This window comes from Thalassobaculum salexigens DSM 19539 (assembly GCF_000423805.1).
Lineage (GTDB): Bacteria > Pseudomonadota > Alphaproteobacteria > Thalassobaculales > Thalassobaculaceae > Thalassobaculum > Thalassobaculum litoreum.
Window position 1 is genome coordinate 172,143 of sequence record NZ_KE384095.1, and the last position, 20,348, is coordinate 192,490.

The window sequence follows — 20,348 nt, forward strand, 5'->3', positions numbered from 1 at the left end:
CGCGGATATGGCGAGATGCATTGCGTTTTGCGGAAATTTCCCTAAAAGACTTTGAATATTACGATGATCGTCTGCAGACTGTCGCCGGGACGATGCTTTGACAAAGCTTTATTGAGCGGCGATTGGGGAGAGCGACAATTCCATGCCCGATGCGACCGGCATGATCCACGAGATAGCGGAATACGATCGGGATTCGATCCACACACTTCCGCTTGCGATCGTACCGATTAAGACAGCCGCCATGCGCTCCGCGCGTCTGATCCGCAACGTGCGCCTGGAAACCCGCATCGAGCTGTTTCGCGAGAAGGGCATGGGGTCGGGCCAGATCGCCGTCGAGGAAGTGCCGGACTTCTTCCCCGACCAGGGCGATCTGAAGGACGACATCCTGCTGCTGCGCCGGCTCAGCCAGCTTCCGGCCTTCGACCCCTATACCCTGCGGATCGGCCTGCGCCAGGCCGGCGTGGATATCCTTAGCCTGGACGCCTTCCAACTCTCGAGCGCCAAGAAGCGGGAACTGATGCCGCTGATGCAGAACATCACGCGACCGTTGATGCAGCATCTCTACGGCGATGGCGACGCCGACGGGCCGAACGATCTGGAGACCCTGATCGAGCGGGTGGCGACCCCCGACACGGCCGTGGTCCGCAAGCGCATCGACAGCATGGCCAACGGTCTCGGCATCGGCGTCGAACAGCTCCCGGACATGCTGGAGAGCTATGGCGACACCTATCTGGCGCTGTCCTATTACCGCAGCTACTTCCTGTACTGCCTGCCGGCGGTGAACCGCCTGCTGTCCTGGATCGGCGATGTGAAGGATTCCGGCAACCTGCGCCACGACCAGTCGATGCAGAAGGCGATCGCCCGGGTGGAGGAGATCCTGACCTTCGTCTCCAACTCGGTGACGCGCCGGTTCAATGGTTTCGACCGCGAAACGGTCGTGCGCTGGGATCAGGTGACCGTCGAGACTTTCAACGCCGTGCGCGGCGCCATCTCGCGCCACCAGCGCAGCCTGGCCGAAGTGCTCTGCGGCCTGACGGTCAAGATCTACGAGTGGGAGCAGAAATTCCCGAGCGGCGGCGGCAGTCCGGACAAGCGCGCCGACTTCGTCGCCGCCGAGGTGAAGCCGGGTCTCGACCGCCTCTGGGCCATGGAGCGCCGGGCGCCCAAATTCGCCAACGCCGCCTGACCGCAGGCGATCAAACGTATAACCGTCGCGTCAGACGCTCTGCCGGGCCTTCATTGCCTGGGTCAGGGTGCCGTCGTCGAGATAATCCAATTCGCCCCCGACCGGCACGCCATGGGCCAGGCGGGAGACCGCGACATGGGCTCCCGCCAACCGGTCGGCGATGTAATGAGCGGTGGTCTGACCGTCGACCGTGGCGTTCATCGCCAGCACGACCTCGGTCACTTCCGCCGTATCGGCGCGGGCGACCAGGCTCTCGATGTTCAGATCCTCCGGACCGACCCCGTCCAGGGCGGAGAGCACGCCGCCGATGACGTGATAGCGCCCCTTGAAGGCCGCCGCCCGCTCCAGGGCCCAGACGTCGCCCACATCCTCGACCACGCAGATCAGGCCCGGATCGCGGCGCACGTCCTGGCAGATCGCGCAGGGATCGGTGGTGTCGAAATTGCCGCAAGTCCGGCAGGTCCGGATCGACCGCGCCGCCGCCGCAAGGGCCTCGGCCAGCGGCAGCATCAGCGACTCGCGCCGCTGCATCAGGTGCAGGACCCCCCGGCGGGCCGACCGGGGGCCAAGGCCCGGCAGCTTCGCCAGAAGATGCATCACTCTATCGAGATCGCCAGCGGCCATTGGTGCGCGTCCGATCCGCCGTTGTCAGAACGGCAGCTTGAAGCCGGGCGGCAGCGGCAGGCCGCCGGTGAGTTCCTTCATCTGCTCGGCCTGCAGCGTCTCCGCCTTGGCGCGGGCATCGTTCAGCGCGGCGACCAGCAGGTCCTCCAGCACCTCGGTCTCGGTGGCGTCCATCAGCGCCGGATCGATCTTGATCTTCCGGGCCGAGCCCTTGGCCGTCATGGTGACCGAGACCATGCCGCCGCCGGCGGTGCCCTCGATCTCCGTCTGCTCCATCCGCTCCTGCATTTCCTGCATGCGGGTCTGCATTTCCTGGGCCTGCTTCATCATCTGGCCAAGATTTTTCATCGCCTACGCCTCGTTTGCTTGACCCGCCCGGAGCGGGTCAGGGGACATATCGCTTTGCAGGTCGGCCGCCTCCGGTTCGGGCGCGGCCAGTTCGACCACCGTGTCTATCTCAGCGCCGGGGAACAGTTCCAGCACCTTGGCGACCACCGGGTGGGCCGCCAGTTCGGCCTGAACGGCCGCCTTCTGTGCCGCCTTCTGCTCGCGCAGGGTCGGATCGCCCTCCTGGTCGGAGATCTCGACGGTCCAGGCGCGCCCAGTCCAGCGCTGCAGATGACCGGCCAGCAACCCGATCAACCGGGAATCAACGCCCTTCTGCGGCCGCAGTTCCAAACGACCGGGTTCGACGGTGACCGGATGCACCTTGTTGGTCAACGTCGCGCCCAGGATCGCCTCGCCCCGGCGGAAGGCCAGTTCGGCCACGCCGGCGAAGTCGGTCGGCACCGGATCCAGAGCATCGTCGGGATCGCCGGCCGGCCCCTCGTCATCCTCGGGGGGCGGGCCGGCGGTGACGAAATCCGGCACACCATCGTCCGCGTAGCCCGGACCGTCGAAATCGCCGCCGGGATCGGCCGCCATCCCGTAGTCGGAGGACACGTGGTCCGGCACCGGATCGGGCGCCGGGGCCATTTGCGGCGACGCCGCGGGCGGCGGGGCGGCGGCAACCGGCGCCGCAGTGGCGGCGGGCATCGAGGGGGGTGCAACGGAGGCAGACGGACCGGAGGTGGCGGGCGCCGGCGCGGACGGGGCGGCGCCACCGGCCGGCAGCGCCGTACCGTCGGTCAGCATCCGCACCAGATCGGCGGGGTCGGGCATGTCGGCGCTATGGGCGACGCGGATGAGCACCATCTCGGCGGCGGCGATCGGCACCGGGGCGGTCTGCACCTCGCCCAGGCCCTTGGCCAGCATCTGCCAGGTGCGGGTCAGCGACGGTACCGCCAGAGTCTCGGCCAGCGCCTTGCCGCGCTCGCGCTCGGATTCGCCCAGATCGTTCGCCCCCGCCGCCTGCGGCGCGGCCTTCATCCGGGTGATCGCGTGGGTCAGTTCCATCAGGTCCTGAATCACCACGACCGGATCGGCCCCGCCGTCATACAGCTCCGACAGCACGGTGAGACCATCGGCGATCCGCCCGGCCATCACCGCCTCGAACAGGTCGTAGATCCGCACCCGGTCGACCAGGCCCAGCATGTCGCGCACGCCCTCGACCGTGACCGGTCCGGAGGCCAGCGCGATCGCCTGGTCCAGGATCGACAGCCCGTCGCGGGCGGAGCCGTCGGCGGCGCGGGCCACCAGCCGCAGCGCCTCGGCCTCGGCCTCCACGCCCTCGTCCCGGCAGACCCGCTCGAACAGCTCGACCAGCAGGGCGATGTCGATACGCCGCAGGTCGAAGCGCTGGCAGCGCGACAGCACCGTGATCGGCACCTTGCGGATCTCGGTGGTGGCGAAGATGAACTTGGCGTGTTCCGGCGGCTCCTCCAGCGTCTTCAGCAGCGCGTTGAAGGCGTTCTTGGAGAGCATGTGCACTTCGTCGACGATGTAGACCTTGTAGCGGCCGGCCACCGGCCGGTAGCGCACGTTCTCGATCAGCTCGCGCACGTCGTCGACGCCGGTATGCGAGGCGGCGTCCATCTCCAGCACGTCGACATGCCGGTCCTCGGCGATGGCGCGGCAGTTGTCGCACACCCCGCAGGGCTTCATGGTCGGCCCGCCCTGGCCGTCCGGACCGATGCAGTTCAAGCCCTTGGCGATGATCCGGGCGGTGGTGGTCTTGCCGACCCCGCGCACGCCGGTCAGCACGAAGGCATGGTGCACCCGGTTCTGCTCGAAGGCGTTGCGCAGGGTGCGCACGAGCGCGTCCTGGCCCTTCAGATCGTCGAAGGTCTGGGGCCGGTATTTCCGCGCCAATACCCGATACTCGCTCGGGGCGGCGTCCTGGGCGGAGGGCGGGGCATCGTTCATCGCGCGATCATAGGGCGGCGTCCCCGCACATGAAAGAACGCGATCCCCGATTTCTCAGGGATCGACCAGTGGGATCGACCGGTGGGATCGATGGGTGGGCTCGGACACGAAGGGGAGAGGTGGAAGACTGGCAGCGACCCGGACCGAAACTCGTTACGGCTGCTTCCTTCCGGACCTGACCGGGTTGGCGAGGAGCCCGTCCGCGCCAGCCTTCCACCCCCCATATAGGGTGTCGCCGGGGGGTGACGCAAGGACGGCGTCCCCGACCATGTGCAACGGCCCGGTCTCCTTGAGTTGCGGCCACGCGGCCCCTATCGTTGGGGCGCAGACGGACGCCACGAGCGGACGCACGCCAGAAGCCGAGAGAGCGACCATGACCCTCGCCGTGCGCGATATCCTGACCCGGGGGCCGGTGATCCCGGTCGTCACCATCGACGATCCGAGCGACGGCCCGGACCTCGCCCGCGCGCTGCTGGACGGCGGCATCTCGGTGATCGAGGTGACGATGCGCACGCCGGCGGCCCTGGAGGCGGTCCGGGCGATCCGCGCCGAGGTGCCGGAGATGATCGCCGGCGTCGGCACCCTGCTCGACCCGGACCGGATCGCCGACGTGCTGGCGACCGGGGCGCAGTTCGCCGTCTCCCCGGGGCTGGACCTGTCGCTGGTCGCGGCCTGCAAGGCGGCGGGACTGCCTCTGCTGCCGGGCGTCCAGACGGTGTCGGAGGCGATGGCGGCGCGTCGCGCCGGGCTGGACACGCTGAAGTTCTTCCCGGCCAAGACGGCCGGCGGGCCGGCGGCCTTGAAGCAGATCCAGCCGGTGCTGCCGGACCTGCGTTTCTGTCCGACCGGCGGGATTGGGCCGTCGGATGCCCAGGACTATCTGGCCCTGGCGAACGTGCTCTGCGTCGGCGGCAGCTTCCCAGCACCGACCGACGCCATCCGCAGCCGCGACTGGGCCGCCGTGCGTGACACGGCCGGGCACGCGGCGGCGCTCAGGGGGTGAGCCGTCCCCAGGCCCCAGCCATCCGCTCTGTCGCCGGCCCCTGTCACGCGCTAGTATGACGTCGTGCAAGCTTCGAGCGCATACGATGCAGGCTGACGACGACCCGGTGCTGGCATCCGCCATCGCCTTCTGGACCGAGCATCGCCCGGTCGGCGGATTGCCGACCCGCCGGGAGATCGATCCGCTCCGGATACCGCCGCACCTGTTCCCCTATCTGATCCTCGCCGAGGTGATGACCCCGCAGGGCCGGGTGCGCTACCGGGTGGTCGGCGACGAGATGGTGCATCGCTGGGGGACCAACTTCGTCGGGCGCCGCTCGGACGAGATCTTCTCCGGCGACTACCGCGCCTATCTGGAAGGCGCCTTCGCCCTGGCGATCAGGCATTGGCAGCCGGTCTTTACCGCCAGCCGCTTCCGCTGGGACGTGGGCGGATTCCTGTGGACCCGCCGGGTCATGCTGCCGATCGGCGCCACCGACCAGGGGCCGGTGACCCAGGTTCTGGTGGTGCAGACCTGGCCGAACAGCCGCGAGGACCGCCGCACCGATCCGATGGTCATCGTGCCGGGTACCGCCCCCGTGGAGAACGCCAAGGCGGTCCTGGTGACAACGTGATGTTTCTGCAACGCGCGCCGCACGCGATCCAGACCCGGCGAAAAATCTATGGAGACCCGTCCGGGTTTGCGGTATTTGCAAAGGTCTGACAGGGGACCAGACCTATGAACGACCGGCATACCCGATTGGAGCGACGACGACAGGTGCTTCCCAGCATCTGAACGCCCCCGTGCCGGCCGACCGGAACGGGGTTTCGACGCCCTCTCCGGATCAGGTCATCGCCATGTTTCACATCCGCGCCGAACTTCCCGCCGACACTTCCGCCGTCGAGCATCTGAACGACCTCGGTTTCGGCACCGATCGCAAGGGCCGCACCGTCTGGCGCCTGCGTCAGGGCCCGGTCGCCGAGGGCCTCGCCTTCGTCGCCGACGATCCGATCGACGGCCGGGTGCTGGCCACGATCCGGTTCTGGCAGGTGGATGTGGGCCGAGCCGATGCCGGCCAGGACATCTCCGCCGTCCTGCTCGGTCCGCTCGCCGTCTGCCCGACCATGCAGGGTCAGGGCCTCGGCCGCGCGCTGGTCTCCCACGGCCTGCAGGCGGCACGCGACGGCGGCTGGGACATCTGCCTGGTGTCCGGCGAGCCGTCCTACTACCTCCCCTTCGGCTTCGAGCCCGCCCCGCCTTACGGCTTCGAGATGCCGGGACCGCTGAAGGCCGGATGGCTGCAGGTCCGCGACCTGAAGGCCGGCGCGCTGGATGCGCTGCCGCGCAAAGGCACGCGACCGATCCGGCCCTGGAGGTGGGTTCGAGGAGCCGGTGACGTGACCGCGCTCCGGGCGGCCGGGTGAGCGGGCTCACCGCCGGCTTTCAGGACCTTGTCTTTCTGGGCTGGCAGGCCCCGATCTGGGCGGCCGTTGTCGGCGCCTGCATCGTCGCCGGCGTGGTGCGCGGCTTCACAGGCTTCGGCTTTCCGCTGATCGTCGTGACGTCCACCAGCCTGGTCATCGCGCCGGTGGAGATTGTCCCGATCGCGCTGCTGCTCGACATCCTGGCCGGGGTGCGGATGCTGCCCTCGGTCCGCCACGACGTGGACCGGCGCGGCGTGTCCTTCCTGGTGCTCGGCGCCCTGCCGGCGATCCCGCTCGGCGCCTGGCTGCTGTCCTCCCTCGACGCGGAGACCATGCGGCTCGCCATCGGCGTGATGGTGCTGATCGCCGTGCTGATCATCGCCCGGGGGTTCCAGATGGCTCGGCCTCCCGGTGCGCCGCTGCTGACCGGCACCGGCATGGCGGCAGGCTTCCTGTCCGGCACCATGGGCATGCCCGGCCCGCCGGTGATCCTGCTGTATCTCTCCTCGCCGCTGCCAGTGGCGACGCTGCGGGCGACATCCATCGCCTTCTTCCTGTTCAGCGATCTGGCCGCGCTGGCCGCGATGCTCTGGTTCGGCATCATCACCGAGACGGTCGGCTGGCGCGCCCTGGTGCTCGCCCCGATCGTGGAGCTGGCCGTGCTCGCCGGTCGTCACCTCTACGGCATCGCCGACCCGGGCCATGTGAAGCGTGCCGCTCTCGTGTTGCTGACGGTGCTCGCCGTCGTCGCCATCGCCAAGAGCCTGCTCTAACGACGCCCGCCCAAATGCAGACCGCCTTCCCGGAGCGGAGCTGGGAAGGCGGTCGAAGGCAGTCCAACGCAGGGCGCATTACGCCGCCCGCGCGCCCTCCTGGACGATGGTGAAGCGGGCGAGGCAGATGGCCCGGGTCTCCACGGCGACTTCCTCCCAGGCCTTATGGGCCTCGTCTCGGCACAGGTATGGCCCCAGGATCCGCTCGGTTCCCTCCACCACGCGGTCGAAGGCGGTGCTGGCGTATTCGCCGCCGATCACCCAGTAACGATGTTCCGGCATGATGTGTCCTCCTCTCACTCGGCCGCGCTCTGCAGCGGGGCCTTCTTTCGGAACTGCGCCGCCTCGGTGCTGTCGGCGAGCGCGGTGGTGGACGACGCGCCGCCCTTGATGGCGACGGAGACCGCGTCGAAATACCCCGTGCCGACCTCGCGCTGGTGGCGGGTCGCGGTGTAGCCGTCCGCCTCGCTGGCGAATTCGGCGTTCTGCAACTCGGAGTAGGCCGCCATGCCGCGCTCGGCATAGCCGCGGGCCAGCTCGAACATGCCGTGGTTCAGGCTGTGGAAACCGGCGAGCGTGACGAACTGGAACTTGTAGCCCATGGCGCCGATCTCGCGCTGGAACCGGGCGATATCGTCCTTGTCCAGGTTGGCCGCCCAGTTGAAGGAGGGCGAACAGTTGTAGGCCAGCATCTGGTCGGGGAACTCCGACCGGATCGCCTCGGCGAAGCGCTTCGCCTGGTCCAGATCCGGCGTGGATGTCTCCATCCACAACAGGTCGGAATACGGCGCGTAGGCCAGCCCCCGGGCGACGCAGCGCTCGAAGCTGGTGCCGTCCTTCAGCCGGTAGAAGCCCTCCGCCGTACGTTCGCCGGTGAGGAACGGGTGGTCGCGCTCGTCCACGTCGGAGGTGATGAGCTTCGCACTCTCCGCGTCGGTGCGGCAGATGATCAGCGTCGGCACGCCCATGACGTCGGCGGCCAGCCGGGCGGCGTTCAGCGTCCCGATATGCTGCTGGGTCGGGATCAGCACCTTGCCGCCCATGTGGCCGCACTTCTTCTCCGAGGCGAGCTGATCCTCGAAATGGATGCCGGCGGCCCCGGCCTCGATATAGGCCTTGGCCAGCTCGAAGGCGTTCAGCGCGCCGCCGAATCCGGCCTCCGCATCGGCGACGATCGGCGCGAAGAAGTCGGTATCGCCGGACTGCTCCATCGTCTGGATCTGGTCGGCGCGCATGAAGGTGTTGTTGATCCGGCGGACCAGCTCCGGGCCGGAATTCACCGGGTACAGGCTCTGGTCGGGATACATCGCCCCGGCGCTGTTGGCGTCGGCGGCGACCTGCCAGCCGGACAGGTAGATGGCCTTCAGCCCCGCCTTGACCTGCTGCATCGCCTGGTTGCCGGTCAGCGCTCCGAGCGTGTTGACATAGGGCTCGGTGTTCAGCAGGTGCCACAGCCGCTCGGCCCCGCGCCGGGCGAGCGTATGCTCGACCCGCACCGAGCCGGCCAGCCGTGCGACATCCGCCATCGCGTAGTCGCGCCGCACATTGTCGAAACGGCCCAGGCCGGTCTGGGTATGCTCCTCGAAACTGGTCATTCCTGCGGTCCTCTCCATCGGTCCCGCGGCGCCTTCTGCTGCGCCGCAATGCAAGGGAACCGTAGGAGCGGATCGAGGAAGACGTCCATAAAACGTTGTTTGAAAAAGAGTAAATATGTAACAGGCGTAAATCCAATCCGCCTGTTCCTGTAAAATTCGTAAAGTGTTCGCATCCGCAAAAAACCCGCTCTAGACTGTCTTCCCGACACGCTGAGAGCCCAATGGGCGGACCAAGGGGAATGGAAAGCCTCGATCGCAAGGCCATGCTGGGCCACAAGGTCCGGCGCTTCAGAATGGATACCGGGCTGAGCCAGACCGAAATGGCGGCCCAGATCGGCATTTCCCCCAGCTATCTCAACCTGATCGAGCACAACCAGCGGCCGGTGACCGTGCCGCTGCTGTTCAAGCTCGGCCAGACCTTCGAGATCGACCTGAAGGCCTTCGCCGAGGATGACGACCAGCGCCTCGCCGCCGGCCTGTCGGAGGTGTTCGGTGACACCCTGTTCGAGGGCCAACGCGTCTCCGACCGCGAAATCCGCGAGCTGGTCGGCGCGGCGCCCGCCGCCGCCCAGGGCGTGCTCAGCCTGTATCAGGCCTACCGCCAGCTCTGGGAGACCGCCCAGGCGCTGGCCCACCGGGAGGGCGGCGACGGCGGCCTCGAAGCCTCGATGACCGTGGCTCCGGTGGAGGAGGTCCGCGACTTCCTGCAGGGCGAGAGCAACTATTTCGATCCGATGGAGCGGCTTGCCGAGCAGGTGTGGGAGAGCGCCGCCCTGGACCGAGACGCCCTGTTCGCCGGCCTGCGCGACCATATCGAACGCGACCACGGCATCGGCGTGCGGATCATGCCGGTTGAGGTGATGGGCGACACCCTGCGGCGCTGGGACCATCACCGCCGCCGCATCCTGATCTCCGAGTCGCTGCTCGCGTCGGGCCGGGTGTTCAACCTGGCGGTTCAGTTCGTGCTGATCACCGAGCGCGACCTGTTGGACGATCTGGTCACCCGGGCGGGCCTGTGCGGCGAGGAGGCGCACGGACTGCTGCGGGCGACCTTGGCGGCCTATTTCGCCGGCGCGCTGATGATGCCCTATGCCCCTTTCCTGAAGGCGGCCCAGGAGCTGCGCTACGACGTGGAGCTGCTGCGCCGGCGCTTCGGTGCCAGCTTCGAGCAGGTCTGCCACCGGCTGACCACCCTGCAGCGGCCGGGCGCCCGCGGGGTACCGTTCTTCTTTCTGCGGATCGACAATGCCGGCAACATCTCCAAGCGGCTGTCCGGCGGCGGCTATCATTTCGCCCGGTTCGGCGGCACCTGCCCCCGGCTCGCGGTGCATGACGTGTTCCGCACACCGGGTCAGATCCAGACCCAGGTGGCTGCCCTGCCCGACGGCACGACCCTGTTCCTGCTGGCCCGCACCCTGGATGTCATCGGCGGCGGCCGCGACCCTTTGCAGCCGCGCTACGCCATCGCGCTGGGTTGCGAGTGGAAGGAGGCCAAGCACCTGGTCTATGCCGACGGGCACGACGCCAAGCGCAAGCCGCAAGCCACGCCGGCCGGCGTGAGCTGCCGGGTCTGCGAGCGGCTCGACTGCACCCAGCGGGCGCATCCGCCCGTCAACCACCGCCTGCGCATCGACGACAGCATGCGCCGGACCCAGCCTTTCGACTTCGCGAGGTAGCCACATGGACGGATTTCTCGACCACATCGCCGGGGCGCTCGGCGATGACGAACCCGCATCCTTCGCCGTCACCGGCGAGGGCGGCCTGCCCTCGGTCTTCGCGGTAACCGATCTGGCGGCCGCGACCGTCGGTGCCGCCTCCGTCGAAGTCGCGCGGCTGATCGGCCAGGCCTGCGGCACGGTGCCGGGCGTGACGGTCGACCGCCGGCAGGCCTCGTTCTGGTACGACCTGACCTTCGAGGCCCTGGGCTGGGAGATCCCGGGGATCTGGGACTCGATCGCCGGCGATTATCCGACCAGGGACGGCTGGATCCGGCTGCACACCAACGCGCCGCACCACCGGGCCGCCGCCCAGCGGGTGCTCGGCGACCATGCCGACCGCGCCGCCATGGCCCCCGCCGTCGCGCAATGGGAGGCGAAGGCGCTGGAGACCGCGGTGGTGGCGGAAAACGGCTGTGCCGCGGAGATGCGCTCCATTGAGGCTTGGAAAGCGCATCCCCAGGGCATGGCGGCCAACGCCGAACCGCTGATCCACATGGACTGGAGCGACGGGCCGCCCGACGGGCGTGACGTCGATCCCGCCCGCCCGCTCGTCGGGTTGAAGGTTCTGGACTGCACACGAGTCCTGGCCGGCCCCGCCTGCGGCCGGTTTCTCGCCGGGTTCGGGGCCGATGTGCTACGGGTCGATCCGCCCTGGTGGGAGGAGCCGCTGCTGGAGCCCGACATGACGCTCGGCAAGCGCTGCACCGGCCTCGATCTGACCAAGGAGGCCGACCGGGAGACTTTTGCCAAGCTGCTGTCGGAGGCGGACCTGTTCATCCATGGCTATCGCAGCGATGCGCTGGAGAAGATAGGCTTTGGAATCGAGACACGCCGAGCGCTGAACCCCGCCCTGATCGACGTGTCCCTGGACGCCTATGGCTGGAGCGGGCCGTGGCGGACCCGTCGGGCCTTCGACAGCCTGCTGCAGATGTCGAGCGGCATCGCCCATGCCGGCATGATCCGCCGGGGTGCGGACAAGCCGGTGCCGCTGCCGGTCCAGGCGCTGGATCACGCCACCGGATATCTCATGGCGATCGGCGCCCTGCGCGGCATCGCCGAGCGACGGTCAACCGGCCGGGTCCTGCGGGTCCGGGCCTCCCTCGCCCGCACCGCCAAGCTGGTGACCGACAACGACCCGGAGGACCTGGACGGCCCTCTGGCGCCGCGCGGCGACGCCGACTTCTGGCCGCGGCCGGAGAGCACCGGCCGGGGACCGGCGCTGCGTCTGAAGCCGCCGGTGGCGATCGACGGCTGCGCGATGCGCTACGACCGGCCGGCGACCGCGCTTCGCTCGTCGCCGCCGACCTGGTAGCCGGCCGCCGTGGTCGCCTGCACGGTTGACCTGGGGCCAGGAACGTTAATTTATGGGGGACCTTGACTGTTCCCGGATCCTTCATGCGCCTTCTGATCGTTTGCCTGGCTCTGGCCGCCGCCCTCCTCGCGGCGTCTCCCCTGTCCGCCCAGACCCCTGGCCTGGCCACCGGGTCGCCATCCGCGGAAACCTCCACAGAGACTTCCGCAGAGGCCCAGGAGACCGCGGGCCCGGAGGGTGCCGCGCCGGAAACCGCCGCCGATCTGCGTCGGCTGATCCAGACCCTTGAGGATCCCGAGCGCCGCGCCCAATTGCTGTCCGACCTGCGCACTCTGCTGGAAGCCCAGAGCGGGACGGCCGTTGGCGGGACGGCCGTTGGCGGGACGGCCGTTGGCGGGACGGCCGTTGGCGATACTGCCGAAGCGCCCGCCCAAGGCGCGGAGCAGCCCCCGGCCGACGACCACTCGTTCAGCGACCAGCTCTCGGACGCGGTGATCAATCAGGGCGAGCGGGTGCAACTCGTGTTCTCCGAGGTGTGGGACGCGGTGATCGCCATCCGCGACCTGCCGGAGTGGCTGGACAGGCAGATCAACGTCGAATACCGCCGAGATTTCTGGATCGAGATCGCCACCGTCGGCCTCGGCTTTCCGATACTGGTGGCACTGATCGCCCGGTGGCTGACCGGCCTCGCCCTGGGCCGCACGATCCGCCGCCTGCGCGACGCCGAGGTACCGTCGATCCAGGCGAAGATCTTCACCGCGATCTTCCGCACCATCCTGGAGGCCTTCACCGTGGCCGCCGTGCTCGGCGCCGGCTGGGCCGCTCTGGTGGTCGTGCCCCGCAGCTTTCAGGCCGAACAGATCGCTCTCGTGGTGATCCAGGCGATCGCCGTGCAGACCGGTATCGGCGTTCTCGCCCGGCTGATCCTGGCCCCCTACGCCCCGCATCTCAGGATCCTGCGGGTCGGAGACGAGATGGCCGCCTATCTCTATCTGTGGGTGATGCGCCTCACCGCCGTCGGCGTGATCGGCTACGTGATTTCCCAGACCGCCCTGCCGCTGGGCGCCGGGTATGTCGGCTCCCACGCCCTCGAGGTGGCCGCCGCCGCGGTGATGACCGGCATGCTGCTGATCCTCGTCACCCAGCTGCGGCCGACCGTCCGCGAGGCGATCCGAGGCGGCGGCAAGAGCGTCGTGCGCCGCCGCTTCGCCGATATCTGGAACCTGCTGGCCAGCCTCTACATCCTGGTCGGCTTCGGGATCTTCGTCTCCGGCGCCCAGGACGGCTTCCTGTTCATGCTGCGGGCGACCGTGATCTCGGTGGTCGCCGCCGCCGCCGCCCTCGCCGCCCAGCACCTCGCCAACAAGCTGCTCGACCGGCTGTTCGCCGTCGACGAGGAGCTCGAGAAGCGGTTTCCGGGTCTGCGCAAGCGGGCCAATCTGTATCGGCCGACCCTGAAGAAGGCGGTCGACATCGTGATCCTCGCCCTGGCCGCCGTCGCCATCCTCGAGGGCTGGAACGCCGGCGTGATCAGCGCGCTGGATACCCAGACCCAGACGGCGGTGCTGCGCTCTGCCGGCACGATCATCCTGGTGCTGATCGTCTGCGTGGTCATCTGGGAGCTGACCGCCAGCGGCATCGCCCGGGCGCTGTCCGGCACCAATTCCGACGGCAGTCCGCGCGAGGCGAGCAGCCGGACCAAGACTCTGCTGCCCCTGCTGCGGCGGGCGGTGCTGGTCGCCCTGGTGGTGTTCGGCGGGCTGATCGTGCTCTCCGAACTCGGCATCGACATCGCGCCGCTGCTCGCCGGTGCCGGTGTCGTCGGTCTGGCCATCGGTTTCGGCTCCCAGGCGCTGGTGCGCGATGTGATTACCGGCCTGTTCATGCTGATCGAGGACACGGTGGCCGTCGGCGACGTGGTGACGGCCGGGGGCCATACCGGCGTCGTGGAGGACATGTCGATCCGCACCATCCGTCTGCGCGATCTGGAGGGCTCGGTGCACGTCATCCCGTTCGGCGACGTCACCACGGTGGTCAACCTGACCAAGGACTTCTCCTTCGCCCTGCTCGACGTGGGCGTGGCCTATCGCGAGGACACCGACCGGGTCAGCGTGGTGATCAAGGAGGTGGCCGACGAGATGCAGGCGGACGAGGCCTGGAGCGCGCTGTTCCTCGAGCCGATCGAGATCCTGGGCGTGAACGAGCTGGCCGACAGCGCGGTGATCATCCGCTGCCGGATCAAGACCCCGCCGATCAAGCAATGGGGCGTGAAGCGCGAGATGCTGCGCCGTCTGAAGAAGCGGTTCGACGCGGAGAACATCGAGATTCCGTTCCCGCACACCACCGTCTATTTCGGCGTCGACGCGGCCGGCAAGGCCCCGCCGGCCCATGTCACCCTGCAGGCCGAGCAGGCCGCGAAGCAGCTGGCGCCGCCGCCCGAGACCCCGCCCTCCGACACGGCGGTGCAGGAGACCCGGCCGCCCGCCCAGCCGGCCTCCGACCCGCCGCCGGAGAGTGAGGAAGGATCGACGCGGAGCTAGCGCTGTAGCGCCGCCCCGACCCGACCTGCTAGACTCCCGCTCTCCGTCGCGTTTCCCCCGGTCCATGCGCACGCTTTATCATCTGGCACTATCTCCGCAGTCCCGCCTGATCCGTCTGGTCCTGGGCGAGAAGCGCATGGAGGTCCATCTGCGCGCCGAACCGGTCTGGGAGCGGCGCGACGAGTTCCTGGCGATCAACCCGGCCGGCGAGGTTCCGGTGCTGGTGGAGGACGACGGCAGCACCATAGCCGGCTCCCAGGCCATCGCCGAATATCTCGAGGAATGCGACGACACCATTCCGCTGCTGCCCGGCACGATCGCGGACCGGGCGGAGATCCGCCGGCTGGTCTCCTGGTTCGACCGCAAGTTCGACCGCGAGGTGACCGACCTGCTGGTCGGCGAGAAGGTGATGAAGCGCTTTCTCGGCATCGGCGAGCCCTCGAGCTCCGCCATCCGCGCCGGCCATGCGAACCTGCAGATTCACCTGGCCTATATCGCCTGGCTGGCGGAGCGCCGGACCTGGCTCGCCGGCGACAAGTTCTCGCTGGCCGACCTCGCCGCCGCCGCCCACCTGTCCTGCGTCGACTATCTGGGCGACGTGCCCTGGGACCACGCGCCGGAGGCCAAGGAATGGTACGCCCGGGTGAAATCGCGCCCGGCCTTCCGCTCCCTGCTCGCCGACGCCGTCCCCGGCCTGCGCCCCGTGGGCCATTACGCCGACCTGGATTTCTGATTCCGGCCCGCGCCGGTCAGACGAAGATCATATCCACGTCGTTCGAAGTCAGGCCGATCAGCTTCACGGTGCCATCGTCCAGCCAGAGGGTGACGCCATCTATCGCGTCGGTCGCCCGCAGCATCACCCCGCTCAGCCGGTCACCTTCCGCCGCCGAGAAATCGCTGATGGTGTCCTGTCCCGACCCGACGATGAACAGATCGGCGCCGCCGCCTCCGACCATGAGATCGTCGCCGAGACCTCCCGACACCAGGTCGTTTCCGAGATTGCCGAACAGTTGGTCGTCGCCGTTGCCGGCGATCAGCGTATCGTCGTCCTGGCCGCCATACAGCGTGTCGTCGCCATCGCGGCCGAGCAATGTGTCGCCGGCCTGGTTACCATAGAGAATATCCGCTCCGGCATTGCCGACGACCTCCTGCACCCCGTCCCCTCCGGCCTGCACGGTCGCCGCAAGCCCGGTGATCTTCGGGCCGTAAATCTCCTCCAGGTTGGCGATATCCAGATCGGTCGGTGCACTTGCGGCCGACCGGATGGCGGAGATCATGACGCTGTCGCTGGTTTGGTGCTCCAACCCGACGATGTGCCCCACCTCATGGATCGACAGGGTGGTAAAGATCTCGGGCTCGATGCGGTTCATGTCGGAGACGTCATAGACGACCTCACCCCAGTAATAGGCATAGGCCCAGATACCGAAGACGTTGTCGATCGAACCGGCGGTGAAGGCGACCTGATTCTCCGCCCCGGCGGAATGGGTCGAGAAGTCCACATTCGTCAGCGCTTCCCAGGTATCGAGCGCGGTATAGATCGATTCCTTCTGCGCCTCCGTGAAACCGTAGTCGAAGCTGACGGTAGCGGTAGCGATTCCGTTCCCGTCCGTGTCGTACAGCGGCGTGATCGACATCCTTGTATCCTCCCGTCCTGGGCGGAACGAGGGCTCGGTGTCCGGCACCGCTCCGGCGGCGGAACGACCGCCTCAGCCTCCTATCCGCGTCGTTGCAGTGGCTATCCTAAGATTGTCGTCTCTTGTCCCGGCCGGCCGCACGCCGCTCCCGTCTCCGAGTTCCGGCGGTCCGCCTCACAACCATTCTTCACATATGGCTATCGTATTAGGATCATCGCAATAAGATCATTTCCCGTAAAAAAGGTGAAGCCAAAACCCGAACCGCACGGCTGGATCTACCGCTCGACACCCGAAAACGTCCGCCGCCGCAGAAACCGGTTTGACCGCCGCACGGTCAATCCCGCTACCCTGCGCCCGACCAAAAGCGCTGGGAGGCGACCGTGCCCGAGACCTCTGTGACCGACACTCTCGTATCGTTCTCGCTGGAGGGCGGGCTTGCCCGCCTGACCTTGACCCGCCCCGAGGCGGGCAATTCGATCACCCCCGAGCTCGGCCTGGCGCTGATGAAGGCGTCGGTGCGCTGCGCGTCGGACAGCTCGGTGCGGGCGGTGCTGCTGACCGGTGCGGGCAAGAACTTCTGCGTCGGCGGCGACCTGAAGACCTTCAAGGAGGCCGGCCCCGGGGTCGGCGCCCTGATCAAGGAGACCACCGGCTATCTGCATGCCGCCTGCTCGACCCTGGCGCGGATGGACGCGCCGCTGGTGGTCGCCGTCCAGGGTGCCGCCGCCGGTGCCGGGCTGTCGCTGGCGCTGCTGGGCGACCTGGTCTACGCGGCGGAGAGTTCGAAATTCGCCATGGCCTATACCGCGGCCGGCCTGTCGCCGGATGGCGGGTCGACCTTCCTGCTGCCCCGGATGGTCGGCCTGCGCCGCGCCCAGGAACTGACCCTGACCAACCGCCGGCTCTCCGCCGCCGAGGCGGTCGAATGGGGCATCGCCACGGCGACCGTGGCCGACGACGCCCTGCTCGCCAAAGCGGAGGAGACCGCCCGCACTCTCGCCGCCGGCCCGACCCGGGCCTATGGCCGGGCCAGGCGGCTGCTGATCGACAGCTTCGACACCAGCTTCGAGGCGCAGATGGAGAAGGAAGGCACCGCCATCGCCGCCGCCTCGGTCGAGCCGGACGCCCAGGAGGGCCTCGACGCCTTCCTCAACAAGCGGGTGCCGGTCTATCGCGGCACGCCATGAGGGAGCCGATCGGCCGCTGCCGCGTTATCCCTCCGCAATGGCCACAGATGGGACCCCCATGATCGACAGAATCATTCAGACCGGCGTCATCGGCATCTGCACCGCGCTCTTCGTGCTGCTGGTGGGGGTCGCGGCGTGGTTTCAGCACCTCTACACCTGCTTCACCGAGGAATCCTGGGGCTTTCTCATCGCCGGCGCGATCTTCTTCCCGATCGCCATCATCCATGGCATCGGGGTCTGGTTCGGGTTCTGGTGACCATCGCCTATCACTGAATCAAAGGCCCGGCACCACGCGCCGATGCCGGGCCTTTGGGCGTTCGCGTCAACCGAGGATGTCCGTCGCCCGATGTCCCTCCTCGACCCCGTCGATCAGGATCACCGGACCCTCCGAATGGCCGGTCCGCAGGGGCAGGATGCGCCGATAGGCCGGCGAGGCATACCAGGCGCGGGCCCGCTCCAGATCCGGAAAGGCGATCATGATCAGATCGCCCGACCACGCCCCCTCCAGCACCTCGACCCCTCCGCCATGGATCAGGTAGCGGCCGCCGAACGGCACAAGGGTGTCGTCGATCCGCCGGAGATAGTCGACGATCGCCGGACCCATCTCGACCCGGTGCAGATACGCCATCGCGTAAGCCGCCATGGTCACGCCCTCCCCACGGTGCGGAACGCCGCGAGTTCGAGCCAGGTGAGGAGGCAGACGGCGGCCGCCTGGGAGAGGATGAACGCCACGCCCAGCAGATTGGGCGAGATCACCCCGGCCACCAGGGCCAGGCTTCCGAGCACCCAACCGGCATTACCGAGGATCACCAACCAGACGGCAGGACTGCCCGCCATCCAGCGGCCGATCGCGGCGATGACGCCGGCAAGCGGGAGCAGCGCCAGCCCGGCATAGAACAGCAACGGCGCGGGAATGTCCGTGAGTCCGGCGAGAAATCCGGTCCCGGCAACGAGAATGCCGCCCATCGCCAGACAGGTGGCGGCATCCAGATACAGAACCCGGCGAAGGGACAGGGTGGGTCGATCTTGCGGCATGACAGCCTCCAAGGTTGCGTCACGGCCCCGGATGGGGTGTGCGCATCCTTCGCCGTAGCGGGAGACAGGTCGATTACCTGCCGGGTAATTGGCGCCCCTTTCTGTCGGGGTTAGGGTTGCGCCATGGACAGTACCGCCCCCGCCCCGAGTTTTGGCCCGCTGCTGCGCGGCTGGCGCCGCCGCCGCTCGCTCAGCCAGCTGGCGCTCGCCGCCGAGGCGGAGGTGTCCCAACGGCACCTGAGCTTCATCGAGAGCGGCCGCAGTTCGCCGAGCCGCGAGGTCATCCTGCGCCTGGCCGAGCGCCTCGCCCTGCCGCTGCGCGAACGCAACCAGCTCCTCGTGGCCGCCGGCTACGCGCCGGTGTTCCAGGCCCGTCCCGCCGACGACCCGGCCATGGCCGCCGCCCACCGGGCCGTTGCCCTGATCCTGGAGCGCCACGAGCCGTTTCCAGCCCTGGCGGTCGACCGGCACTGGACCCTGGTGCATGCGAACGCCGCGGTCGGCCGGCTGCTGGCGGGGGTGGCGCCGGCGCTGCTGGCGCCGCCGGTCAACGTCCTGCGGCTCAGCCTGCATCCCGACGGTCTGGCCGGCCGGATCGTCAATTTCCGGGAATGGCGCGACCATGTGCTGAGCCGGCTGGGCGAGCAGGTGAGCCTGACGGCCGACCCAGCGCTCACCGCGCTGCTTGAGGAGCTTCGGGCCTATCCCGTTCCGCCAGGCGCGGCGCCGCACAGCCGGCCCGCCACCAACCCGCTCGCCGGCGTCGCCGTGCCATTCCGCCTGCGCCTGGAGGCCGGCGTTCTGTCCTTCCTGAGCACCACGACGGTCTTCGGCACCGCCCTGGACATTACCTTGTCGGAGCTGGCGATCGAAGCCTTCTTCCCGGCCGACGACGAGACCGCGACCGTGCTGCTGGACGGTCGGAGGAAGGGCTGAGGAACGTCGCTGGAGGAGCGTCAGGGAAAAGTGGCGCACCCGACAGGATTCGAACCTGTGACCTCTGCCTTCGGAGGGCATTATACTTGTATTTTTGACGCATACTGCGTTGAAACTAAAGATAAACGAACGGACAATCTTCGCCAATACAGCTTATTATGCTGTTGCTAACCTGTTGATATGTTGCGTCGTCGGGCAGCATGGGCAGTTCGACTGAATTCGTACTTGGGCAGCGGCGGTCATCTACACACCGTCAAAAGGGCAGTCGGGAAGGGCTTCGTCGACAAGGATATCATGCGGGCTCGGTAGAAGGAGATCGCCATGCCTAGCCGTGCACCTGCCGGACCTACAACTCGCCGATCGTCGACACCGAAATCCGTCCAGTCCGTGTGCTACCTGCTTGAGATCACGGCCGTGGACATCGATTACTCGATGTCCGCCGACCGAGACAGCAGGCTTTCACGCAACGGACTGGTCGAACATCAGCATGTCGCGATCCGAGCACGCCTACTAAGTCCCAGCAGGTACGCAAGTCGGACGGTCAAGATGACGCTAATTGGCGATAGAGACCTGGATACTCTCCTGACAGGACCGGAAGCCGATGCCATGGGCAATGTTGTCGGCATGCTCACTCTCAGCTCTGACTTCGCATCGTACCTTGGCTCGCTCTCATACAGTGCTCTCTGGGGCCTTATTCCGACTCTCGGGGGAAGGTTTGTTCGATACATTGTCCTGACCGGCTCACCGGTTCGCTACGGGAAAGCAAGAATCGGATCGATCAGCTTCAAAGGCACCTATGATCCCGAGGACTACTTCGACTGAATTTCACTCATAGTGCATCGATCATCACCACCTCGGCCCACTCCAATGCCCTCCAAGAACGAACGACGCCCAGCAGTCACGATGCCCGCCGACCAGCGAAGGTGTGCGTGTTGCGGTTTCGATGTTCCCTCCCTGGTCGAGGTCGCCCACATTCCGAACTGGCGGACCAATCCAGAGAAGTACCTCCCTCTTTGCCTTCTGTGCCACCGAGCGTACGACCTGGGGCTCATCACCGAAGCCGAGATCGAGCAGATGTACGCAGGGTTTGGTGCCGGA

At 67.8% G+C, this 20,348-nt stretch carries 21 protein-coding genes and 1 other RNA gene; 13 read left to right on the top strand and 9 right to left on the bottom strand.

The window, feature by feature from the left end; genetic code table 11:
* Window positions 1-241 precede the first annotated feature (241 nt).
* Window positions 242-1,186, top strand: a complete 945-nt coding sequence (locus G578_RS0121205) for a hypothetical protein (protein WP_156907420.1) — start codon at window positions 242-244, stop codon at window positions 1,184-1,186.
* A 30-nt stretch (window positions 1,187-1,216) separates the two neighbouring features.
* Here G578_RS0121205 and recR read toward each other — a convergent pair whose 3' ends face one another.
* The 4 genes from recR to ffs all read right to left on the bottom strand — a co-directional run bounded on the left by recR (window position 1,217) and on the right by ffs (window position 4,326).
* The gene (gene recR, locus G578_RS0121210) at window positions 1,217-1,810 is read right to left on the bottom strand and encodes a recombination mediator RecR (protein ID WP_028795939.1); all 594 of its coding nucleotides are present in this window, start codon (window positions 1,808-1,810) and stop codon (window positions 1,217-1,219) included.
* Between the two features lie 24 nt (window positions 1,811-1,834).
* The gene (locus G578_RS0121215; RefSeq protein ID WP_028795940.1) at window positions 1,835-2,158 is read right to left on the bottom strand and encodes a YbaB/EbfC family nucleoid-associated protein; all 324 of its coding nucleotides are present in this window, start codon (window positions 2,156-2,158) and stop codon (window positions 1,835-1,837) included.
* Window positions 2,159-2,161: 3 nt separating this feature from the next.
* Complete coding sequence (locus G578_RS27555) at window positions 2,162-4,114, bottom strand: DNA polymerase III subunit gamma/tau (RefSeq protein ID WP_051245134.1); 1,953 nt, start codon at window positions 4,112-4,114, stop codon at window positions 2,162-2,164.
* A gap of 121 nt (window positions 4,115-4,235) precedes the next feature.
* An RNA gene (gene ffs / locus G578_RS29260) (signal recognition particle sRNA small type) lies at window positions 4,236-4,326 on the bottom strand.
* 161 nt (window positions 4,327-4,487) lie between these two features.
* On the opposite strand from ffs, the gene eda reads away from it, so the two are divergent.
* The 4 genes from eda (at window position 4,488) to G578_RS0121245 (ending at window position 7,293) form a co-directional block, all read left to right on the top strand.
* A complete protein-coding gene (gene eda / locus G578_RS0121230) occupies window positions 4,488-5,117 on the top strand; it encodes a bifunctional 4-hydroxy-2-oxoglutarate aldolase/2-dehydro-3-deoxy-phosphogluconate aldolase (RefSeq protein ID WP_028795942.1) in 630 nt (209 codons plus the stop codon).
* An 85-nt stretch (window positions 5,118-5,202) separates the two neighbouring features.
* A complete protein-coding gene (locus G578_RS0121235; RefSeq protein ID WP_028795943.1) occupies window positions 5,203-5,730 on the top strand; it encodes a PAS domain-containing protein in 528 nt (175 codons plus the stop codon).
* A 223-nt stretch (window positions 5,731-5,953) separates the two neighbouring features.
* Window positions 5,954-6,520 carry a GNAT family N-acetyltransferase gene (locus tag G578_RS28760; RefSeq protein ID WP_156907421.1) on the top strand — a complete coding sequence of 189 codons (567 nt, stop codon included), beginning with the start codon at window positions 5,954-5,956 and terminating at the stop codon, window positions 6,518-6,520.
* The gene (locus G578_RS0121245; protein ID WP_028795944.1) at window positions 6,517-7,293 is read left to right on the top strand and encodes a sulfite exporter TauE/SafE family protein; all 777 of its coding nucleotides are present in this window, start codon (window positions 6,517-6,519) and stop codon (window positions 7,291-7,293) included. The genes G578_RS28760 and G578_RS0121245 overlap by 4 nt, the downstream gene beginning before the upstream one ends.
* Window positions 7,294-7,371: 78 nt before the next feature.
* Here the strand turns inward: G578_RS0121245 and G578_RS0121250 are convergent, their stop codons facing one another.
* Window positions 7,372-7,575: a DUF4170 domain-containing protein gene (locus G578_RS0121250; protein WP_028795945.1), complete on the bottom strand. Its 204-nt coding sequence runs from the start codon at window positions 7,573-7,575 to the stop codon at window positions 7,372-7,374.
* A gap of 14 nt (window positions 7,576-7,589) precedes the next feature.
* Window positions 7,590-8,888: an isocitrate lyase gene (gene aceA, locus G578_RS0121255; RefSeq protein WP_038015620.1), complete on the bottom strand. Its 1,299-nt coding sequence runs from the start codon at window positions 8,886-8,888 to the stop codon at window positions 7,590-7,592.
* Window positions 8,889-9,127: 239 nt separating this feature from the next.
* On the opposite strand from aceA, the gene G578_RS0121260 reads away from it, so the two are divergent.
* The 4 genes from G578_RS0121260 (at window position 9,128) to fzlA (ending at window position 15,191) form a co-directional block, all read left to right on the top strand.
* On the top strand, window positions 9,128-10,564 hold the full coding sequence (locus G578_RS0121260; RefSeq protein ID WP_028795947.1) for a helix-turn-helix domain-containing protein: 1,437 nt from the start codon (window positions 9,128-9,130) through the stop codon (window positions 10,562-10,564).
* A 4-nt stretch (window positions 10,565-10,568) separates the two neighbouring features.
* The gene (locus tag G578_RS0121265; RefSeq protein WP_028795948.1) at window positions 10,569-11,918 is read left to right on the top strand and encodes a CoA transferase; all 1,350 of its coding nucleotides are present in this window, start codon (window positions 10,569-10,571) and stop codon (window positions 11,916-11,918) included.
* 83 nt (window positions 11,919-12,001) lie between these two features.
* Window positions 12,002-14,458: a mechanosensitive ion channel family protein gene (locus G578_RS0121270; RefSeq protein ID WP_028795949.1), complete on the top strand. Its 2,457-nt coding sequence runs from the start codon at window positions 12,002-12,004 to the stop codon at window positions 14,456-14,458.
* A 64-nt stretch (window positions 14,459-14,522) separates the two neighbouring features.
* Complete coding sequence (fzlA, locus tag G578_RS0121275) at window positions 14,523-15,191, top strand: FtsZ-binding protein FzlA (protein WP_028795950.1); 669 nt, start codon at window positions 14,523-14,525, stop codon at window positions 15,189-15,191.
* A 16-nt stretch (window positions 15,192-15,207) separates the two neighbouring features.
* Here fzlA and G578_RS28765 read toward each other — a convergent pair whose 3' ends face one another.
* Window positions 15,208-16,092, bottom strand: a complete 885-nt coding sequence (locus G578_RS28765; RefSeq protein WP_051245136.1) for a matrixin family metalloprotease — start codon at window positions 16,090-16,092, stop codon at window positions 15,208-15,210.
* A 380-nt stretch (window positions 16,093-16,472) separates the two neighbouring features.
* Between G578_RS28765 and G578_RS0121285 the strand changes: the two genes are divergently transcribed.
* Together G578_RS0121285 and G578_RS27570 are read left to right on the top strand one after the other, a co-directional pair.
* Window positions 16,473-17,279 (top strand): enoyl-CoA hydratase-related protein, encoded by an 807-nt coding sequence (locus G578_RS0121285; protein ID WP_245565668.1) that lies wholly within the window; start codon window positions 16,473-16,475, stop codon window positions 17,277-17,279.
* Between the two features lie 58 nt (window positions 17,280-17,337).
* Complete coding sequence (locus G578_RS27570) at window positions 17,338-17,535, top strand: hypothetical protein (protein ID WP_038015623.1); 198 nt, start codon at window positions 17,338-17,340, stop codon at window positions 17,533-17,535.
* Between the two features lie 66 nt (window positions 17,536-17,601).
* Here the strand turns inward: G578_RS27570 and G578_RS0121295 are convergent, their stop codons facing one another.
* Both G578_RS0121295 and G578_RS0121300 read right to left on the bottom strand, forming a co-directional pair.
* Window positions 17,602-17,922, bottom strand: a complete 321-nt coding sequence (locus G578_RS0121295; RefSeq protein WP_028795952.1) for a DUF1330 domain-containing protein — start codon at window positions 17,920-17,922, stop codon at window positions 17,602-17,604.
* A 2-nt stretch (window positions 17,923-17,924) separates the two neighbouring features.
* Complete coding sequence (locus G578_RS0121300) at window positions 17,925-18,314, bottom strand: hypothetical protein (RefSeq protein WP_038015626.1); 390 nt, start codon at window positions 18,312-18,314, stop codon at window positions 17,925-17,927.
* A 123-nt stretch (window positions 18,315-18,437) separates the two neighbouring features.
* Between G578_RS0121300 and G578_RS27575 the strand changes: the two genes are divergently transcribed.
* Both G578_RS27575 and G578_RS0121315 read left to right on the top strand, forming a co-directional pair.
* Window positions 18,438-19,250 carry a helix-turn-helix domain-containing protein gene (locus tag G578_RS27575; protein WP_038015629.1) on the top strand — a complete coding sequence of 271 codons (813 nt, stop codon included), beginning with the start codon at window positions 18,438-18,440 and terminating at the stop codon, window positions 19,248-19,250.
* 414 nt (window positions 19,251-19,664) lie between these two features.
* On the top strand, window positions 19,665-20,072 hold the full coding sequence (locus G578_RS0121315) for a hypothetical protein (RefSeq protein WP_156907422.1): 408 nt from the start codon (window positions 19,665-19,667) through the stop codon (window positions 20,070-20,072).
* The last annotated feature ends 276 nt before the right edge of the window (window positions 20,073-20,348 follow it).

Bases quoted from the DNA above. Each gene is read 5' to 3' on its own strand.
- G578_RS0121205 (WP_156907420.1), top strand. From the start codon at position 242: ATGCGCTCCGCGCGTCTGATCCGCAACGTGCGCCTGGAAACCCGCATC.
- recR (WP_028795939.1), bottom strand. From the start codon at position 1,810: ATGGCCGCTGGCGATCTCGATAGAGTGATGCATCTTCTGGCGAAGCTG.
- G578_RS0121215 (WP_028795940.1), bottom strand. From the start codon at position 2,158: ATGAAAAATCTTGGCCAGATGATGAAGCAGGCCCAGGAAATGCAGACC.
- G578_RS27555 (WP_051245134.1), bottom strand. From the start codon at position 4,114: ATGAACGATGCCCCGCCCTCCGCCCAGGACGCCGCCCCGAGCGAGTAT.
- eda (WP_028795942.1), top strand. From the start codon at position 4,488: ATGACCCTCGCCGTGCGCGATATCCTGACCCGGGGGCCGGTGATCCCG.
- G578_RS0121235 (WP_028795943.1), top strand. From the start codon at position 5,203: ATGCAGGCTGACGACGACCCGGTGCTGGCATCCGCCATCGCCTTCTGG.
- G578_RS28760 (WP_156907421.1), top strand. From the start codon at position 5,954: ATGTTTCACATCCGCGCCGAACTTCCCGCCGACACTTCCGCCGTCGAG.
- G578_RS0121250 (WP_028795945.1), bottom strand. From the start codon at position 7,575: ATGCCGGAACATCGTTACTGGGTGATCGGCGGCGAATACGCCAGCACC.
- aceA (WP_038015620.1), bottom strand. From the start codon at position 8,888: ATGACCAGTTTCGAGGAGCATACCCAGACCGGCCTGGGCCGTTTCGAC.
- G578_RS0121260 (WP_028795947.1), top strand. From the start codon at position 9,128: ATGGAAAGCCTCGATCGCAAGGCCATGCTGGGCCACAAGGTCCGGCGC.
- G578_RS0121265 (WP_028795948.1), top strand. From the start codon at position 10,569: ATGGACGGATTTCTCGACCACATCGCCGGGGCGCTCGGCGATGACGAA.
- G578_RS0121270 (WP_028795949.1), top strand. From the start codon at position 12,002: ATGCGCCTTCTGATCGTTTGCCTGGCTCTGGCCGCCGCCCTCCTCGCG.
- fzlA (WP_028795950.1), top strand. From the start codon at position 14,523: ATGCGCACGCTTTATCATCTGGCACTATCTCCGCAGTCCCGCCTGATC.
- G578_RS28765 (WP_051245136.1), bottom strand. From the start codon at position 16,092: ATGTCGATCACGCCGCTGTACGACACGGACGGGAACGGAATCGCTACC.
- G578_RS27570 (WP_038015623.1), top strand. From the start codon at position 17,338: ATGATCGACAGAATCATTCAGACCGGCGTCATCGGCATCTGCACCGCG.
- G578_RS0121295 (WP_028795952.1), bottom strand. From the start codon at position 17,922: ATGGCGGCTTACGCGATGGCGTATCTGCACCGGGTCGAGATGGGTCCG.
- G578_RS0121300 (WP_038015626.1), bottom strand. From the start codon at position 18,314: ATGCCGCAAGATCGACCCACCCTGTCCCTTCGCCGGGTTCTGTATCTG.
- G578_RS27575 (WP_038015629.1), top strand. From the start codon at position 18,438: ATGGACAGTACCGCCCCCGCCCCGAGTTTTGGCCCGCTGCTGCGCGGC.